General features: G+C 66.6%; 15 protein-coding genes. 8 read left to right on the forward strand and 7 right to left on the reverse strand.

Translation table 11 applies throughout. The annotated features are described in order from the left end of the window. Window positions 1-4: 4 nt before the first annotated feature. From N0K08_RS15980 to eda, 4 genes are read left to right on the forward strand one after another with little or no spacing between them, the layout of a single operon-like run. The gene (locus tag N0K08_RS15980) at window positions 5-1,150 is read left to right on the forward strand and encodes a mannitol dehydrogenase family protein (RefSeq protein WP_261501383.1); all 1,146 of its coding nucleotides are present in this window, start codon (window positions 5-7) and stop codon (window positions 1,148-1,150) included. 28 nt (window positions 1,151-1,178) lie between these two features. Continuing rightward, window positions 1,179-2,717, forward strand: a complete 1,539-nt coding sequence (locus N0K08_RS15985; RefSeq protein WP_261501384.1) for a UxaA family hydrolase — start codon at window positions 1,179-1,181, stop codon at window positions 2,715-2,717. Beyond that, the gene (locus N0K08_RS15990) at window positions 2,717-3,676 is read left to right on the forward strand and encodes a sugar kinase (protein WP_261501385.1); all 960 of its coding nucleotides are present in this window, start codon (window positions 2,717-2,719) and stop codon (window positions 3,674-3,676) included. The genes N0K08_RS15985 and N0K08_RS15990 overlap by 1 nt, the downstream gene beginning before the upstream one ends. Window positions 3,677-3,682: 6 nt before the next feature. Continuing rightward, window positions 3,683-4,327, forward strand: coding sequence for a bifunctional 4-hydroxy-2-oxoglutarate aldolase/2-dehydro-3-deoxy-phosphogluconate aldolase (gene eda, locus N0K08_RS15995; protein ID WP_261501386.1), 645 nt, complete (start codon window positions 3,683-3,685; stop codon window positions 4,325-4,327). A gap of 337 nt (window positions 4,328-4,664) precedes the next feature. On the opposite strand, the gene N0K08_RS16000 is transcribed toward eda, so the two are convergent. The 4 genes from N0K08_RS16000 to N0K08_RS16015 form a co-directional block, all read right to left on the reverse strand. Beyond that, complete coding sequence (locus tag N0K08_RS16000; RefSeq protein ID WP_261501387.1) at window positions 4,665-5,231, reverse strand: TetR/AcrR family transcriptional regulator; 567 nt, start codon at window positions 5,229-5,231, stop codon at window positions 4,665-4,667. 87 nt (window positions 5,232-5,318) lie between these two features. Next, window positions 5,319-6,566 (reverse strand): MFS transporter, encoded by a 1,248-nt coding sequence (locus tag N0K08_RS16005; RefSeq protein ID WP_261501388.1) that lies wholly within the window; start codon window positions 6,564-6,566, stop codon window positions 5,319-5,321. 245 nt (window positions 6,567-6,811) lie between these two features. Then, window positions 6,812-8,692, reverse strand: coding sequence for a cytochrome c/FTR1 family iron permease (locus N0K08_RS16010; RefSeq protein WP_261501389.1), 1,881 nt, complete (start codon window positions 8,690-8,692; stop codon window positions 6,812-6,814). Between the two features lie 135 nt (window positions 8,693-8,827). Beyond that, window positions 8,828-9,721 (reverse strand): LysR substrate-binding domain-containing protein, encoded by an 894-nt coding sequence (locus N0K08_RS16015; RefSeq protein ID WP_261501390.1) that lies wholly within the window; start codon window positions 9,719-9,721, stop codon window positions 8,828-8,830. 108 nt (window positions 9,722-9,829) lie between these two features. Between N0K08_RS16015 and N0K08_RS16020 the strand changes: the two genes are divergently transcribed. After that, window positions 9,830-10,246: a hypothetical protein gene (locus N0K08_RS16020; RefSeq protein WP_261501391.1), complete on the forward strand. Its 417-nt coding sequence runs from the start codon at window positions 9,830-9,832 to the stop codon at window positions 10,244-10,246. Window positions 10,247-10,250: 4 nt separating this feature from the next. On the opposite strand, the gene N0K08_RS16025 is transcribed toward N0K08_RS16020, so the two are convergent. Then, window positions 10,251-11,177: a LysR family transcriptional regulator gene (locus N0K08_RS16025; protein WP_261501544.1), complete on the reverse strand. Its 927-nt coding sequence runs from the start codon at window positions 11,175-11,177 to the stop codon at window positions 10,251-10,253. 178 nt (window positions 11,178-11,355) lie between these two features. On the opposite strand from N0K08_RS16025, the gene N0K08_RS16030 reads away from it, so the two are divergent. Genes N0K08_RS16030 through N0K08_RS16040 form a run of 3 tightly spaced genes read left to right on the forward strand, consistent with a single transcriptional unit; the run spans window position 11,356 to window position 14,576 of the window. Beyond that, window positions 11,356-12,441, forward strand: a complete 1,086-nt coding sequence (locus N0K08_RS16030) for a 4-oxalomesaconate tautomerase (RefSeq protein WP_261501392.1) — start codon at window positions 11,356-11,358, stop codon at window positions 12,439-12,441. Window positions 12,442-12,478: 37 nt separating this feature from the next. Next, on the forward strand, window positions 12,479-13,474 hold the full coding sequence (locus N0K08_RS16035) for a Bug family tripartite tricarboxylate transporter substrate binding protein (protein WP_261501393.1): 996 nt from the start codon (window positions 12,479-12,481) through the stop codon (window positions 13,472-13,474). Window positions 13,475-13,514: 40 nt separating this feature from the next. Beyond that, complete coding sequence (locus N0K08_RS16040) at window positions 13,515-14,576, forward strand: porin (RefSeq protein ID WP_261501394.1); 1,062 nt, start codon at window positions 13,515-13,517, stop codon at window positions 14,574-14,576. An 88-nt stretch (window positions 14,577-14,664) separates the two neighbouring features. On the opposite strand, the gene N0K08_RS16045 is transcribed toward N0K08_RS16040, so the two are convergent. Together N0K08_RS16045 and N0K08_RS16050 are read right to left on the reverse strand one after the other, a co-directional pair. Continuing rightward, the gene (locus tag N0K08_RS16045) at window positions 14,665-15,102 is read right to left on the reverse strand and encodes a universal stress protein (RefSeq protein WP_261501395.1); all 438 of its coding nucleotides are present in this window, start codon (window positions 15,100-15,102) and stop codon (window positions 14,665-14,667) included. A gap of 100 nt (window positions 15,103-15,202) precedes the next feature. Further along, the gene (locus N0K08_RS16050; protein WP_261501396.1) at window positions 15,203-15,970 is read right to left on the reverse strand and encodes a 2OG-Fe dioxygenase family protein; all 768 of its coding nucleotides are present in this window, start codon (window positions 15,968-15,970) and stop codon (window positions 15,203-15,205) included. Window positions 15,971-16,014: the final 44 nt, after the last annotated feature.

A 16,014-nucleotide genomic window follows, 5' to 3' on the forward strand; every position in this document is an offset into this window, starting at 1 on the left:
CAGCATGGCCCAGGCGATCCTCCAATTCGGCACCAGCCGCTTTCTGCAGGCCCATGTGGACCTGTTCGTGCACGAGGCCCTGGCCGGCGTCGCCGGTGCGGGCGATGCGCTGGGCGGCATCACGGTGGTGCAGACCACGGACCGTGCCGACGGCGCAGCGCGCATCGCCGCGCTGGCCGCGGGCGGCGGCTACCCGGTGCGCATCCGCGGCCTGGCGGGCGGCGAACGCATAGACCGCAGCGTCATGTGCACCGCCGTACGCGAAGCCTGGCAGGCCAGCTCCCAATGGCCCGCGCTGCGGGCCGCGGTGGAGGGCGAGGTGCAAGTCATCGTCTCCAACACGGCCGACAAGGGCTATCTGCTCGACGAACGCGACGGCCCGTCTTCGCTGGCCGCCGACAGCGGCGCGCCGCACAGCTTCCCGGCCAAGCTGCTGGTGCTGCTGCACGGCCGCTGGCAGTCGGCGCCGCAAGCGCCGCTGACCCTGCTGCCCTGCGAGCTGATCGAACGCAACGGCGAGGTACTGCGCGACGTGGTCGCCGGCCTGGCGCGCGATTGGCAGATGCCCCAGGAATTCATTGACTGGCTGTCGCAGCACTGCGTGTGGGCCAACTCGCTGGTCGACCGCATCGTGTCCGAGGCGATCGAGCCCGTGGGCGCGGTGGCCGAGCCCTACGCGGCGTGGGTGGTGGAGCGGCAGGCGCGGCTGGTGCTGCCCTGCACCCACCCCGCCATCCTGCTGACCGACAACCTGGCTTTTCACGAGCGCCTCAAGCTGTTCCTGCTGAACGCCGGCCACACCTGGCTGGCCGAACGCTGGCTAAGCCAAGGCCTGCCTGCCGGTTTGACAGTGCGCGAGGCCATGGCCGACGACGCCCTGCGTGGCGGCCTGGAAGCGCTGTGGGCGCACGAGATCCTGCCGGTGTTCGACACCCTGGGCGCCGCCGCGCGCCAGCAGGCCGAGGACTACTTGGTGGATGTGCGCGAGCGCTTCGCCAACCCCTTCCTGGACCACCGCATCGCCGACATCGCGCAAAACCATGCGCAAAAGAAGCAGCGCCGCCTGGGCCCCATCGTGGCCTTGGCCGCCGAACGCGCCCCGCAGCTTTCCCAGCCCGGCCTGAAGGCGGCGCTGGCCTCTCCTCTCTGACCCGATTCGCCCACCTCCAGCCCCGACGATGAAGCCCGAAGAAACCTCCCCGCCCCAGGCCATTCAGTTGGCGGCTGCCGACAACGTGGCCGTGGCACGCCAGGCGCTCGCGCCCGGCAGCACCGTGCTGGTGAACGGCCGCGCCGTGACCGTGTCCGAGCCCATTGCCTCCGGCCACAAGCTGGCCCTGGTGCCCATCCCCCGGGGTGAGCCCGTGCTGAAGTACGGCCAGGGCATAGGCGTTGCCACCGCCGACATCGCCGCCGGCCAGCATGTGCACGTGCATAACGTGGGCATGGCCGAGTCCAGCCACGCGCATGCCGCCGGCGCCGGCTACCGGCCCACCGAGCCGGCTGTCACACCACTCACCTTCGAGGGCTATGTGCGCGCCGACGGTCGGGTGGCCACGCGCAACTACCTGGGCGTGATTTCCAGCGTCAACTGCTCGGCCACGGTCTGCCGACACATCGCCGACGCGTTCAAGGGCGAAGCCCTGGCCGCCTTCCCCCATGTCGACGGCGTGGTCGCCATCACCCATGGCAGCGGCTGCGGCATGGGTGGCAATGGCGAAGGGCTGGAGCTGCTGCAGCGCACCCTGCGCGGCTATGCCAACCATCCCAACTTCGCCGGCGTGCTGGTGATCGGCCTGGGCTGCGAGGTCAATCAGATCGCCCCGCTGGTCGAGACGCTGCAGGCGCGTGCGCCCGGCATGTTCGCCACCCTCACCATCCAGGACGAGGGCGGCACCCGCGAGACCATCGCCCAGGGCAAGCAGCTGATAGTCGAAATGCTGCAGCAGGCCAACCAGGCCCGGCGTCAAACGGTGCCCCTTCGCCATCTGGCCGTGGGCCTGCAATGCGGCGGCTCGGACGGCTATTCGGGCATCACAGCCAACCCGGCATTGGGCGCTGCGGTGGACCTGCTGGTCAGTCACGGCGGCACCGCCATCCTGTCCGAGACCCCCGAGATCTACGGTGCCGAACACCTGCTGACCCACCGCGCCGCCACGCCCGCCGTCGCCGACAAGCTGCTGCGGCGTCTGTCGTGGTGGGAAGACTACGCGGCCCTGCACGGCGGCGATCTCAACAACAACCCCTCGCCCGGCAACAAGGCCGGCGGCATCACCACCATCCTGGAAAAGTCCCTGGGCGCGGTCGCCAAGGCCGGCAGCAGCGGTCTGATGGAGGTGCTGGAGTACGCCGAGCCGGTGCGTGCGCACGGGCTGGTGTTCATGGACACCCCGGGCTACGACCCGGTGTCGGCCACCGGCCAGGTGGCGGGCGGCGCCAACCTCATTTGCTTCACCACCGGCCGCGGCTCCACCTACGGCTGCAAGCCAACACCCTCGCTCAAGCTGGCCACCAACACGCCCATGTTCGAGCGCATGCGACTGGACATGGACTTCGACTGCGGCGGCATCGTCGAAGGCCGTCAGACCATCGAGGAAGCCGGCGCAGCGCTGCTGCGCCTGATGATCGCCACGGCCTCGGGCCAGGCCAGCAAGAGTGAGGAAAACGGTCTGGGCGACAACGAATTTCTACCCTGGCAACTTGGAGCGGTAATGTAATGGCCAGTCCGAACGACACACTCTTCGACGTACTCACCGTGGGCGAGCCCATGGCGCTGTTCATGGCCGCCGAACCCGGTGAGTTGCACGCAGTGCATGACTTTCGCCGCGCGGCGGCCGGCGCCGAGCTGAACGTGGCGACCGGTCTCGCCCGCCTGGGCCTGCGTACCGGCTACATCACCCGCCTGGGAGATGACTCCTTCGGCCGCTTCCTGGCAAACGAATTGGCCCGCGAGGGCATAGACCGCAGCTTTGTGCAAGTCGACGCCAGCCGCCCCACCGGCTTCATGCTCAAGACCCGGGCGGCCGACGGCAGCGACCCGCAAATCGAGTACTTCCGCAAGGGCTCGGCGGCCAGCGGCCTGGGCCCGGCCGACGCACCCGCAGGCGTCTTTCCCGCCCGCCACCTGCACCTGACCGGTATCACGCCCGCACTGTCGCCCCGCGCGCTGGAGCTGGTTTTCCATCTGGCCAGGCAGGCACGTGCGGCCGGGGCCACCATCTCTTTCGACCCCAATCTGCGGCCCCGCCTGTGGCCGAGTCCAGAAGTCATGGCGGAAACGATCAATGCCCTGGCGGCGCTGGCCGACACCGTCTTGCCCGGCCTGTCCGAAGGCACGCAGCTCACCGGTCACACCACGCCCGAAGCCATTGCCGACTTCTACCTGGAGCGCGGCGCGCGCCAGGTGGCTGTGAAGCTCGGTCCCGAGGGCGCGTTCTACAAGCACAAGGACGGTGCCAGCGGCTTCGCGCAGGGCATCGCCGTGGAACGCGTCGTCGACACCGTGGGTGCCGGCGACGGCTTTGCCGTCGGTGTGGTCAGCGCCCTGCTCGAAGGTCTGGACCTTCCGGCCGCCGCGGCCCGCGGCAATGCCATCGGCGCCCGGGTCGTGGGATTTCCCGGCGACTCCGACGGTCTGCCGACCCGTGCGCAACTCCACCCTGCTCTGCATTCCTGACCGATGATGAACCCTTCTACCCAGCGGCTCAGCGCCGAAGACGTCATGCGCGACGCCCCCGTGATTCCAGTGATCGTGTTGCACGATGTGCGGCATGCCGTCCCATTGGCGCGCGCCCTGATCGCTGGCGGGATCCGAATGCTGGAGGTGACTTTGCGCACACCCCAGGCGCTGGCATGCATAGAAGCCATCGCCAAGGAAGTGCCTGACGCGTTGGTGGGTGCCGGCACAGTCCGAAGCGCAGCCGACGCCATCGCAGCCAGTCAAGCCGGCGCACGCTTTGCGGTCAGTCCAGGATTCACGCCGGCCCTTGGCCGCCAATGCCGAGACCTGGACCTGCCGCTCTTGCCTGGCGTCGCCACCGGCAGCGAAATCATGATGGCGCAGGACGAAGGCTTCAAGGCGCTGAAATTCTTCCCCGCAGTGCAAGCGGGTGGACTGGCCATGCTCAAGGCTTGGCAAGGCCCCTTCGGCGATGTGATCTTTTGCCCAACGGGCGGCATTCATTCTGGTAACGCCCATGAGTTCTTGGCACTGCCGAATGTCGCATGTGTGGGCGGATCGTGGCTGGTCACAGGTGATGCCTTGGCGCGCAGCGATTGGAGCTCCATCACGTCATTGGCGCGAGCTGCCTGTGGATTGAAGCAGTAGAGGCGAAGGCAGATAGCATTGCTGGCGCCGCCCCCATATCCGGGCACTTCTAAACGGGAATCAGGCTGCTTCTGACGATAAGGGGCGTTTCTAGCAAACCAACAGGGGCCCCTAAAGCCCAGCGCACAAATGCAGGCGCTGGTTGAAACCTCTGCGGCTACACCAACCGCAACCCAAACGCTCGACAGGACGCCTTCAAGCGCTCACCTCATGCGAGCGGTTTGTGCACGGCGCCGAAAGCTGGTTGCGTCATTCGGACAGTGCCGATGTCAGCGTAAAGACCACCTTCACCCATCGCGCCTGCGCTCTTTGCATCATGGTTTCCTTCAAGAATAGTTCACACCAGAAGTGATTCAAAAACGACTTCGATGAACTGATTCAGCGGCGCATCGCATTTCTCCGCCCGCATGCGCAGCAGCGCGCCTTCCCAGCTGTTCAGGAGAAATGGCGCCAGTACCGCTGGCGGCAGGGGGTTGCGGATGGCGCCTGTTTTCTGCGCCTCTTCGATACAGGCTTCGAAGAGTCCGCTCCAAGTCCGGAAATGCGCGCAAAGCCGCTCACGCATCAAAGTGCTGTGATCGGCCACTTCCAGACTGAAATTGCCCAGCAGGCAGCCTTTGGCATAGCCCCCGGCCCGAAAGCCACGGGCACGGCTTTCAAAATAGTGGCGCAAACGCTCCAGGGGACGCGTGTTTTCGTCCGATAAACGCTCGCGCAGTTTTTCGACACCGCTGTCGAAAAAGTAGTCGATCGCTTCCTTGCCGAAGGCTTCCTTGTTCTCGAAATAGTTGTAGAAGGAGCCCTTGGGCACCTGCGCGGCATCGACGATGTCCTTGATGCCCGTGCCCGTGAACCCACCCTCGTGCAGCATCTTCACGCCTACGCGCAGCAGGTTTTCACGCACATGCGGTTTGGGCTTGGGGCCTCGGCGGGCGCCTGTTGATGGAGTTTCCATGGGCGGCTCCTGAATGACGAACAACAGTCCTTGCGCTTATGCGCTGACAGCCATCGGGTCTGCCGCGCGCGGCGCCGGCAATGGGCGCTTGCCACCCCAGGTGATGGCGAGGGCCGCTCCCAGGTTCAACAGGCCGCAAAGCAGGAGTGCGGGACCATAGCTGCCGAAGCTGGCGCGCAGCAGCCCGTACAGCGTCGGGCCCAGCGCCATGGCCAACTGTGTCAGTGCCGCGGCCGTACCGAAGACGACACCAAACGACGCGGCACCAAACTCCCGTCGGATGATCATCGGGGCCAGCGTCGTGACGTTGCCAACGGTCAAGCCGAAACTGACGCTCATCGCCATCAGGGCCCAGGGGCCCGGAATCAATGCCATGGCGACGAGTGAAGCCGCCGCCAGCAGAAACACCCAGCCAGCGAGCCGGCGTATGTCCACCTGGTCGGCATAACGCGCCAGCAGTAAACGACCCAGGAAGGCGGCGACGGCGGCCGAGACCACTGCGGTGGCTGCGCCTTGCGTGCCCAGCGCAGGAATCGCAATGGAAACGTGATGGCTCAAGAACCCCACTTGCACCATCAGCCCCACGCCGAATGCGACCACATGGCTGCGAAATTGACGGGTCGCCATGGCGCTGCGCACGCTCCATTGCACCGACGCGGACGCCTTACCCTGCGCCGCGCCGACCTCGCCGTCCTGCCATTGGCCGACGTCCTGTGGCCGTGTCTTGAGCACCCATGCGGCCAGCGGCAGCACCACCACCACGGCGGCGACCGCGGCGATGGTCGCGGTCGTCTGGAATCCCCAGGCGCGAATGCCGCCCATGAACAAGGGCGTGGCAATCATGCCGCCAATGCTGGCGCCCAGCATGGCGGTGGACATGGCGCGGCCCTGAAGCCGCTCGAACCACGGTGCCAGCGTGCTGCCCACCGTATTGGTGGACAGGCATGTCATTCCCACTCCCAGCATCAGAAAGGCGGCATACACCTGCCAAGGCTGCTGGCAGTAGGGCAAGGCTGCCACTCCCAGGGCCATCGCCAGTACACCCGCCGCGACGACCGGGCGCGGCCCCCTGCGTGCGATGAGACGCCCCACGCTCACCATCAGCACGGCGCTGACGACATAGGCCGTGGTCACGGCGGTGGACACCGTGGCGATAGAAAAGCCTTGGCCGCTGGTCAGGGCGTACACGTAGACGCCCATACCGAAAATACCCAGCGACCAGCTCACCGTGACCCACAGCATGCAGGCGATCACGATCCGCCAGCCATAGAACGCCGTCTTCATGACAGCGACACGCCATGGGCGATGGCCTGGCGACATGGGGCAAAAAGAGACGTAAAGGACATCCGCAAGCTCCTGAAGAAAGACGACACGCTCTGGACCCATTCGCCGAGCGAAAATTTCAATGCTGAAATTATTATATGACCGGTCGTCTTGAATTGTTCTTCAGGATGAAAGACGGTGCTCCAACTGGAGCACGATCCCCACATCCTTGGCGCACCGCGAATCCCCGGCGCGCCTTGCGCTGACTAGGCGCGCGACTTTCTCGCCGCCACGCGCGCGTTCCACCAGAAGCCCAGGATCACCAGCGCCACCATCAGCAACTGGGCGAGCACGCTTTGCAGCGAAGGATAGATACCCAGAAGGTCTATGCGCGGCCCGCTGAAGGTCGAAGCGCCCAGCCATCCCGCCTCCTGGAGGGCGGCGATGCCCTTGCCGGTAAGCACTACCGCCAGCAGCGCGACCAGCGCGGAGCTCCAGCTGAAGAACTTGCCGATGGGCAGTCGCGCGCTGAAGCGCAGCAGCGCCATCGCGACGATGGCCAACACGACCGCGCCGCTGACCAGCCCGGCCAGCACGGCGTGGTGATTGCCCTGCTCCCACAAGGCGGCGTAGAACAGAATGGTTTCAAACACTTCGCGGTAGACGGCAATGAACGACAGGCCGAACATGAACCAGGCGGACTTGCGGCTCAAGGCCGTGGAGAGCTTGTCGTGGAGGTACTGCTGCCATGCGCCCGCCATGCTCTTCTGGTGCATCCACATGCCTACGCTCAGCAGCACGACGGCGGCAAAGAGCGAAGAAAGCCCTTCGGTCACTTCGCGGCTCGCGCCGCTGATGCTGACAAAGTAGGTCGCTATGGCCCAGGTTACGGCGCCCATGGCCAGCGCGCCCGCCCAGCCGGCATGCACATAGCGCAGCATGTCGCCGCGTTCGGCCTTGCGCAAGAACGCCAGCATGGCCACGACCACCAGCAGCGCTTCCAGCCCCTCGCGCACCAGGATGGTAAAGCTGCCGAGGAATGCCGCCGTCGCGTCGGCGCTCGATCCCAGCAAGGCATCTGCCTCCTGGAACAGGCCGTCGATGACGGTCAGCTGCGCCTGCAGTTCGGGCATGGCGGCCTTGCTGGTCAGCAACGAGCGGTAGCGGCTCATCGCCGTCTCGATGCGGCCCATCAACGCGGCGTCGCGCGTGGCCAGCGTCGGCTCTATCGGTTCTACGCCATCCAGATAGGCCGACAGCGCGAGATCCGTGGCGCGCGCAGCTTCGCCCTTCTCGTAGGCCTGGACGCTTTGCGCCAGCTTCTGGCGGGCCACGTCGAAACTCAGGCTCAGCTTCTGCACCACGGCCTCGGGGTGCGAATGCAGATAGGCCATGGTCGCCGCCGCGGGGACTTCGCCCACCTGGCCGGCCAGGTCGGCCTGGGTGGTGCGCGACAGCGCATCCAGGCTCGTCAGCTGAGCGCGCACCGCGGCGTTTTCGCCCCAGACCTTTTCGCCGGCTTTGACTTCGGCGTCGTCATGGGCGAACCGGCCGATGAAGAAAGCCAGGGCCCAGCGGTCGGATTCGGAAATCGTGCCGAAGCCCGGCATGGCCGTGCCTTCTATGCCTTGGGAGATGGCCTGGTAGAGCGCAAACGTGCTGCGTTCGCGCGCCCTGTCCTTGTCGGTGAAGGCCACCGGGCGCGGCTCCAGCTGCAGACCCGCAGGTCCATCGCCACGGCCTGTCGCGCCATGGCAGGCCGCGCATTGCGCCTGGTAGACAGCCGCGGCCAGGGCCACTTGCGGAGCGCTGGCCGGGGATGACGCCACGGGGTAGGCCGCGAGCAGATGGTTGGCCAGTGCCTTGGCCAGAATCGCCACCTCGGCGGGAGACTTCTTCGCCTCGATGGCGTTGGACAGCGTCTGCGCCTCGGCGACCAGGACGGCCTGCTCGGCATGGGGCTCGAGCGCAGCCAGCTTGGTCCGGCCCGTTCTGGCGAACTCGCGCATCTCCTCGAACTCGGAGGCGTTGATGACCGCTCCGTCCTTGACCGCGCCCGGGTAATCCACGGCGAGGTAGTCAAGCAATTGCCAGATCCGGCGGACATCGGCCTCGCCGGCATGTGCCGCGGCCGACAAGGACAACATCAGCGCACAGACAAGTGAAGCCCAGACCCGAAACCACGATGAAAACGCCATACAACGAGACCCGCAAAAGAGAATGATTCTAGTTTCGGTTGAAAGAGCCTGCTTCCAACGAGGCGGCAGGCCGCCCGGGGCCGACTAGGCCGCGCCGCCCTTGTCTGCCGCGGCCACGATCCGGCGCACCAGCGGGTGGTGCTGTCCGCGGCGCGACCAGATCGCGTGCACTTCCTCGTGGAGGTCGGGGCACTCGCCCAGCAGACGCAGGCCGCGCACCAGCCCCACGTCCTTGGCGCCCAACTGGCTGACCGGGAACACGCCCAGGCCGCGCGCCGCGAACACGGCCAGCAGCGCGCTGTCTTCGAACTCGCCCACGATGCGCGGGCGTATGCCCAGATCCTGGAACCAGTTGTCCAGCGTGGCGCGCAGCGGCGAATGCGAGGTGGGCAACAGCACCGGCAAGTCCTGCAGCGACTGCGGAAAGCGGTCGCGCACCGACTTCCTGACCAGCGAAGCCGGCCCATACCATTGCAGCGCGGAGCGGGCGATGCGCTCGCTCGACAGCCGCTGGTTGGCATTGCGCGGCGCGGCCTGGCCCGCGAACACCACATCCAGCTGGTGCAAGGCGAGCTCGGACAGCAGTTCGTCCAGCTCGCCCTCGTGGCACAGCAGGCGCAGTTGCGGCGTCGCCAGCACCGGCTCGAGCAAGGCATGGGCCGCGAGCTTGGAAATGCCGTCCGACAAGCCCACCGACAGCCGCGCGACCTGGGCAGTACCCGCTTCGCGCACTTCCTCGGCGATGCTCTGCCCCAGCTGGAAGATCTCTTCGGCGCGCGCATACGCGGCCTGGCCGGCCTCGGTCAGCACCACGCCGCGCCCCGATGGCTTGAGCAACTGGTGACCCAGGGCCTTCTCCAGATCTCGCACCTGCGCGCTGATGGTCTGCACGGCCATCTCCAGGTGATCGGCGGCACGGGCAAAGCCGCCCTGCTTCGCGACCATCCAGAAATAATAGAGATGGCGGAAGTTCAGCATGGACATTCTTTCGTAAAAACCGAATACCTGCTTCGGTTGAACATGGTGTTTTCAAGAACCCGATTTGGCCATACTCGATCATTGCCATTTTTCAGAATTCGATATTTCATGTTTTACGCACTCAGCTGGGTTCTCTCGTTCGCGCTTCTGGCGCTGTGGTCGCTGGCCTGTTGGGGCATGCACGCAGTCACCGTCTGGGCGGTCGCGAGCGCCGGCGCCCTGGCCAGCGGCACCGCCGCCATGAACGCCGTGCTGGTGCCGAACTGGCTCAGCGTCTGGATGCCGCCCGAACTGGCTGGGGAGTTCCAGGCCATGGTCACCGCCATGGGACCCATGGTCCAGTCGGCGCTGGAAACAGTGCCCGCGCTGTCCGGCGCCGTCACGGTGCTGGCCTGGGCGATCTGGGGACTGGGCGCCGTGGCCTTGCTGGCCCTGGCCGTGGGCGCCCATGTGCTGATCGCCGTGCTCAAGCGCCGCGGCACCGCCCCCACGAACTCTGGCAGCGCCCGCGCCGCCCTCCGCTAACGCCCTACTCCGCCGGTTTCGACGGCCGGCGAATGCGCGTGGAACGCGTGGCCACCAGCAGGTCATACAGTTGCTGGGCCGCGGGCGACAGCGATTTCCCCCGGCGTTTGATCAGGCCCATCTGCCGCGTGACGATGGGCTCGATCAGCGGAATGCTCACCAGCGTGGGGTGGTCCTTGCCCGGCATGGCCAGGCTGGGCACGGCCGCCACGCCCAGGCCCGCCTCGACCAGGCCCAGCAGCGTGGTCACATGCTTGGCCTCGTACAGGCACTGGGGGCGGTCGGGCACGTTGGCCAAGGCCAGGTCCATGAGCAGGCGGTTGCCCGAAGTCTTTCCCACCGACATGAAATCGTGCTGGCCCAGCTCGGCCCAGGTGACTTTCTTGCGCTTGGCCAGCACATGGTCGCGCCGGCAGGCCGCCACAAAGCGCTCGGCCAGCACCGGCTTGAACTCGATCTCGGCCTCCTGGCTGCCGATGAAATTGAGGCCGAAGTCGGCATCGCCCTGGGCCACGGCCACCAGCACCTCGTTGGCGCTCGCGTCGTGCACTTTCACGCGGATCTTGGGAAAGCGCTCGTGGTAGCGCTTGACCACCTGGGGCAGGAAGTAATACACGGCCGAAGGCACGCAGGCGATCGTCACCTCGCCCATGCGCCGCGCCGCCACATCGCCCAGGCCCATGAGCATGCCGTCCAGGTCATCGAGCCAGACGCGCGTCTTGCGCGCAAAGTCGCGCCCCACGGCCGTGAGCGTGACGCGGCGCGTGGTGCGGTCGAGCAGGCGCACGCCCAGCGCTTCTTCCAGCTTGTCGATGCGGCGGCTGAAGGCCGGCTGCGACAGATGGATGAAGTCGGCCGCGGCGCGAAAGCTCTGCAGCTCGGCCACAGCGGCAAAGGCCTGGATATCGGCGAGATCGAATTTCTTGTTCATGGCGCGCGCTTTCAAGGCAGGGGTCTGTTGCACGGCGTGCATCAAACGTTAGCAACATTGCAATTCACGGATGTGATTCCACCATGTAATCGGGTGCGAAGCCTATTGCGCCTGGTGCATCAATCATTGCCAACAATGCAATTCACAGAACAGATCAAGCGTCGCACCATGCCAACCCATGAGCTACAACCTTCCTTGCGTACTGATGCGTGGCGGCACCTCCCGGGGCCCGTTCTTCCTGGCCGACTGGCTGCCGCACGAACCCGCGGCGCGTGACCGCACGCTGATCGCCGCCCTGGGCTCGCCCCATGAATTGCAGATCGACGGCCTGGGCGGCGGCAACTCGCTGACCAGCAAGGTGGCCATCGTTTCGCGGTCGGTGCATGCCGACTGCGACGTGGACTACCTTTTCGCCCAGGTCAGCGTGGAAGAGGCCCGCGTGGACACGCGGCCCAACTGCGGCAACATGCTCGCCGGAGTCGGGCCTTTCGCCATCGAGCAGGGGCTGGTGCAGGCATCGGGCCACACCACCACGGTGCGGGTCTACAACGTCAACACCCGTTCCCGAATCGATGTGCAGGTCTGCACCACCGGCGGTCGCGTGCACTACGACGGCGATGTGCACATCGACGGCGTGCAGGGCACGGCCGCACCGGTGCTGATGAGCTTCCTCGATGCCTGGGGCGCGGTCACGGGCCAGATCTTCCCCACCGGCCAGCGCATGGACACCATCCAGGGCCTGCAGGTCACCTGCATCGACGCCGCCCAGGTGATGGTGCTGGTGCGGGCGCAGGACCTCGGCCTGCGCGGCGACGAAAGTCCCGCGCAGCTCGACGCCGATGCCGAGCTGCTGGCCCGGCTCGAATCGCTGCGGCGCGAAGCCGGGCTGCGCATGGGCATGGGTGACGTATCGAACAGCGTGCTGCCCAAACCCGTGATCGTGTCCGCCGGCGACGCGCCGGGCAGCGTCGTCTCGCGCTACTTCACGCCCCTGCGCTGCCACCGCTCGCACGCGGTGACCGGCGCCATTGGCGTGGCGGCCGCGCACGTACTGCCGGGCACGGTGATCTCCGACACCCGCCAAGCCACCACGGCAGGCACGCGCCGCGTGGAGGTACTGCACCCCGCGGGCCGCATTCACGTGGACGTCGAACTCAGCGCAGTCGACGGCCATTTCAAGCTCGTGCAGGCCGCGCTGGTCCGTACGGCACGCAAGATTCTGGAGGGCACGCTGTACGTTTCAGAACACGCATTGACCGACTGATTTCAAGACCAAGACCATAAAGGACAGGAGACAAAAAATGAAGCATTCCACCGCTCGCCCCGCTCGCCGCTCGCTGCTGGCCACGGCCGCGCTCATCGCCGCCGGCTCGGCATTTCTCACCCCGCTGGCCCATGCGGCCTTCCCCGACAAGGCCATCACCCTGGTCGTGCCCACGGCCGCCGGCGGCGGCAACGACGCCATGGCGCGCGTCGTGGCGCAGAAGATGTCGGGCCTGCTGGGCCAGCAGGTGATCGTCGAGAACAAGGCCGGCGCCAATGGCGCCATCGCGGCCGAGCATGTGGCGCGCGCCACGCCCGACGGCCACACCATTCTTTTCGGCTACATCGGCACGCACGGCATGAGCCCGGCGCTTCAGAAGCTGCGCTACGACCCCATCGCGCAGTTCGAGCCGATCGGCATGGTCAGCTATTCGGCCACGCTGATGGTGGTCAACCCCAAGGTGCCGGCCAAGACCGTGGCCGAACTGGTGGCATTGAGCAAGGCCAAGCCGCAGGACTTCAACTACGCCTCCGCGGGCAACGGCACGGCCCCGCATTTTACGGCCGAGATCTTCAAGCTGGAAAGCGGCGCCCAGATGGCCCATGTGCCCTACCGCGGCGCCGCACCGGCAATGAACGACACCATGGCCGGGCAGACGCAGGTGATGTTCCCCAGCCTGTTCTCGGCCTACACCCATGTCAAGAGCGGCAAGCTGCGCGCCCTGGCACTGGCCGGCCCCAAGCGCTCGTCGCTGCTGCCCGACGTGCCCACGCTCGAAGAGGCCGGCATCAAGGGCGTCGAAGTCACGCAGTGGTACGCGATGTTCGCGCCCGGCAAGACGCCCCGCCCCGTGGTCGACCAGCTCAACAAGGCCTTGAACACCGCGCTGGCCGACAAGGACGTGGTGCGGCGCATCGAGGAGCAAGGCGCGGTGGTCGACACCAGCACGCCCGAGCAGCTGGGCCTGACCGTGCGCCAGGAGATCGCGAAATGGAAAGGCGTGGTGCTCAAGGCCCAGCTGACGGCGGATTGATCGCGGCCCGCAATTTCACAACAAGAAGACAGGAGACAGCATGAAAAAAATAGCAACGCTTTGCGCCGTACTGGCCAGCACCTGCGTGGCAGCGCAGACCAGCAACGTCACGCTCTACGGCATCGTCGATCTGGGCGCACGCCATGGCAGCGGCCTCACGGCCGGCAATGCACCCTCGCCGGAATCGACGAGCAGCCTGGGCAGCGGCATCCACACCACCAGCCGCTGGGGACTGCGCGGCACCGAAGACCTGGGCGGCGGCGCCAAGGCCTTGTTCCAGCTCGAAAGCGGCATCAACGCCGATGCCGGAACCTCCGCCAACGCCAGCAAGTACTTCGACCGCGCTTCCTGGATCGCCTTGCAAAAGGACTGGGGCACGCTGGCCCTGGGGCGCCAGACGACCACGCTGGCCGATGCCATCTCGCCCGTGGACCCGCTGGGCATGCGCTTTGCCGGCTTCAACCCCAACATCGGCGTGACGGCGCTGAGCCAGCACGGCCTGGGCATACAGTTCGGCAGCGCGGGAGCGACTTCGGGCTCCTACCGCCTCGACAATGCGCTCAAGTTCACCGGCCGCTGGGGCGGCTTGACGGCGCGGGCCATGTGGGGCCTGGGCGAGGTGGCCGCACACAGCGGCGCTCTGTCCTCGCGCGGACTGGGCCTGGCCTATGCCGCGCGCGGCTTCACGCTGTCCGGCGCCTTCCAGACTTTCAAGGACGTCAACCAGCGCACGCTGGACGGCGCCACGCTGGGCGCGGCCTACCAATGGGGCAGCGTGCGACTGGCGGCGAACGCCGGGCGCAACAAGGCCGAGACCGCCGCCGACAAGCTCACGGTGCAGCGCGTGCTCTCCGCGGGCGCCACCTGGTCCGTCACCCCGCAGGCCGACCTGACAGCGGCCTACTACAAGGTGGACCGCACACGCACCGGCGCCGCCGACGACGGCTATGGCCGCCTGGTGGCTTTCGCGGAATACAAGCTCTCGCGCCGCACCAAGGTCTACGCCGAACTGGACAACACCCGCTGGCGCAACGGCTTCCAGGGCGCGGCCAACAAAGCCCATGCCACGGGCCTGTCGGCCGGCGTAGTCCACGCGTTCTGAGGCGCCGACTGCCCCTTCCGGGGCAGTACCGTGGGGCACAAAAAAAGCCGCTGTCACCAGCGGCTTTTTCACGACGCCCTAGGAGGCATCAGGGGCGCACGACCAGCACCGGCACATGCACCGAGCGCAGCACGCGCGCGGTGACGCTGCCGAGCATCAGTTTTTCCAGGCCGCGGCGGCCATGGGAGCCCATGACGATCAGGTCGGCACCGGAGCTTTCCAGCACCCGCACGATGCCTTCGTGCACCGCATGGCCCTCGCCCACCACGGTGGTCACGGGCAGGCCGGCTTCGTCCATGATCTTGCGCACGGCTTCGAGCGCGGCGTTGGCTTCGGCCGTGGCGGCGCTCAGGTACTGGGCCTGGCCGTAAGCGAAATCAGCGCCCACGCCCGTGAACGGATAGGGGTCGACCACGTAGACCGCCGTCACGGCGCTGCCAAAGATCTTGGCCAGCTCCGCGGCCTTGGAGACTGCGAGCAAGGACGTTGTCGAGCCGTCGACGGGAACCAGAATGTGCTTGTACATGGTGTTTTCTCCTCAGAATGGACTCTGCAGGCCGGGGCTTGGCCTGTTGCTGCCTCCAGTGTCGCACTGCGGCATAGGCTACGCATTGATACTGCGCAAATCACAACAAATTGTCGAACTCCGCCCCCTGAAATCCCTGCTGCCTGCAGGTTACCACCAGCGTGTCGCGATAGCCACCCGCGGTTTCCGGCTGGATGGGCGTGGTCTCGTGGATCATGCGCGCGTCGTCGAGCAGCATCACCGACCAGGGCTCGGTCAGCGTGAAGCGCTGGCCTTGCGGGCCCGACGCTTCGAACACACGGGTCTCGCCGCCCTTGACGCCTTCGCGTGCCACCAGGAACACCGCCACCAGATCCACGCCATCGCGGTGCGCACCTTCGGGCGTAGGCCGGCCTATGCCGTGGGTGGTGTCGATGCGGAACTGGTGCGCTTCGATGAACCACGGCACGGCCTGGCCTTCGGGGCGAAACACCTGGTCGGACAAATGCCCCATCTGCACCAGCAGCTTGCGCCAGGCAGACTGCGCCACCGTGGCATCGCGCATGGGCGCGAACATGCGCAGCATGCCGCCATGCAATGCGTTGTACTCCACCGGCTGCCAATGGGCGCGGTGCGGCACCTGCAGCAATCCATCGTCTTCGACGACAAAGCAGGAATGGCGCCGACGCCGGTAGCGGCCGCCATCCTTGAGGTGCTCGTCGGGCGGCAGATCCATCCAGTCGTTGGCCAGCACCTGCAATTCCTGGGGCGTGGCACCGATCCAGGCCGCGACATCGGCCGGCGACAAGACCGCATACCCCTGGCTGCGCAGCAGGCTGGCGGTCTGGTCGGGGCGGGTATAGGGGGGTGAGAAAGTGACGTGCGTCATAGCTTCCTAGCTTAACGCCGGGGCCGGCGACCTGCAGGCCAGCG

Source organism: Acidovorax bellezanensis, from assembly GCF_025421555.1.
Taxonomy (GTDB): Bacteria; Pseudomonadota; Gammaproteobacteria; order Burkholderiales; family Burkholderiaceae_C; genus Comamonas; species Comamonas bellezanensis.

Bases quoted from the DNA above. Each gene is read 5' to 3' on its own strand.
- N0K08_RS16040 (WP_261501394.1), top strand. From the start codon at position 13,515: ATGAAAAAAATAGCAACGCTTTGCGCCGTACTGGCCAGCACCTGCGTG.
- N0K08_RS15985 (WP_261501384.1), top strand. From the start codon at position 1,179: ATGAAGCCCGAAGAAACCTCCCCGCCCCAGGCCATTCAGTTGGCGGCT.
- N0K08_RS16045 (WP_261501395.1), bottom strand. From the start codon at position 15,102: ATGTACAAGCACATTCTGGTTCCCGTCGACGGCTCGACAACGTCCTTG.
- N0K08_RS16030 (WP_261501392.1), top strand. From the start codon at position 11,356: ATGAGCTACAACCTTCCTTGCGTACTGATGCGTGGCGGCACCTCCCGG.
- N0K08_RS16025 (WP_261501544.1), bottom strand. From the start codon at position 11,177: ATGAACAAGAAATTCGATCTCGCCGATATCCAGGCCTTTGCCGCTGTG.
- N0K08_RS16015 (WP_261501390.1), bottom strand. From the start codon at position 9,721: ATGCTGAACTTCCGCCATCTCTATTATTTCTGGATGGTCGCGAAGCAG.
- N0K08_RS16010 (WP_261501389.1), bottom strand. From the start codon at position 8,692: ATGTTGTCCTTGTCGGCCGCGGCACATGCCGGCGAGGCCGATGTCCGC.
- N0K08_RS16050 (WP_261501396.1), bottom strand. From the start codon at position 15,970: ATGACGCACGTCACTTTCTCACCCCCCTATACCCGCCCCGACCAGACC.
- N0K08_RS16035 (WP_261501393.1), top strand. From the start codon at position 12,479: ATGAAGCATTCCACCGCTCGCCCCGCTCGCCGCTCGCTGCTGGCCACG.
- eda (WP_261501386.1), top strand. From the start codon at position 3,683: ATGAACCCTTCTACCCAGCGGCTCAGCGCCGAAGACGTCATGCGCGAC.
- N0K08_RS15990 (WP_261501385.1), top strand. From the start codon at position 2,717: ATGGCCAGTCCGAACGACACACTCTTCGACGTACTCACCGTGGGCGAG.
- N0K08_RS15980 (WP_261501383.1), top strand. From the start codon at position 5: ATGGCCCAGGCGATCCTCCAATTCGGCACCAGCCGCTTTCTGCAGGCC.
- N0K08_RS16005 (WP_261501388.1), bottom strand. From the start codon at position 6,566: ATGAAGACGGCGTTCTATGGCTGGCGGATCGTGATCGCCTGCATGCTG.
- N0K08_RS16020 (WP_261501391.1), top strand. From the start codon at position 9,830: ATGTTTTACGCACTCAGCTGGGTTCTCTCGTTCGCGCTTCTGGCGCTG.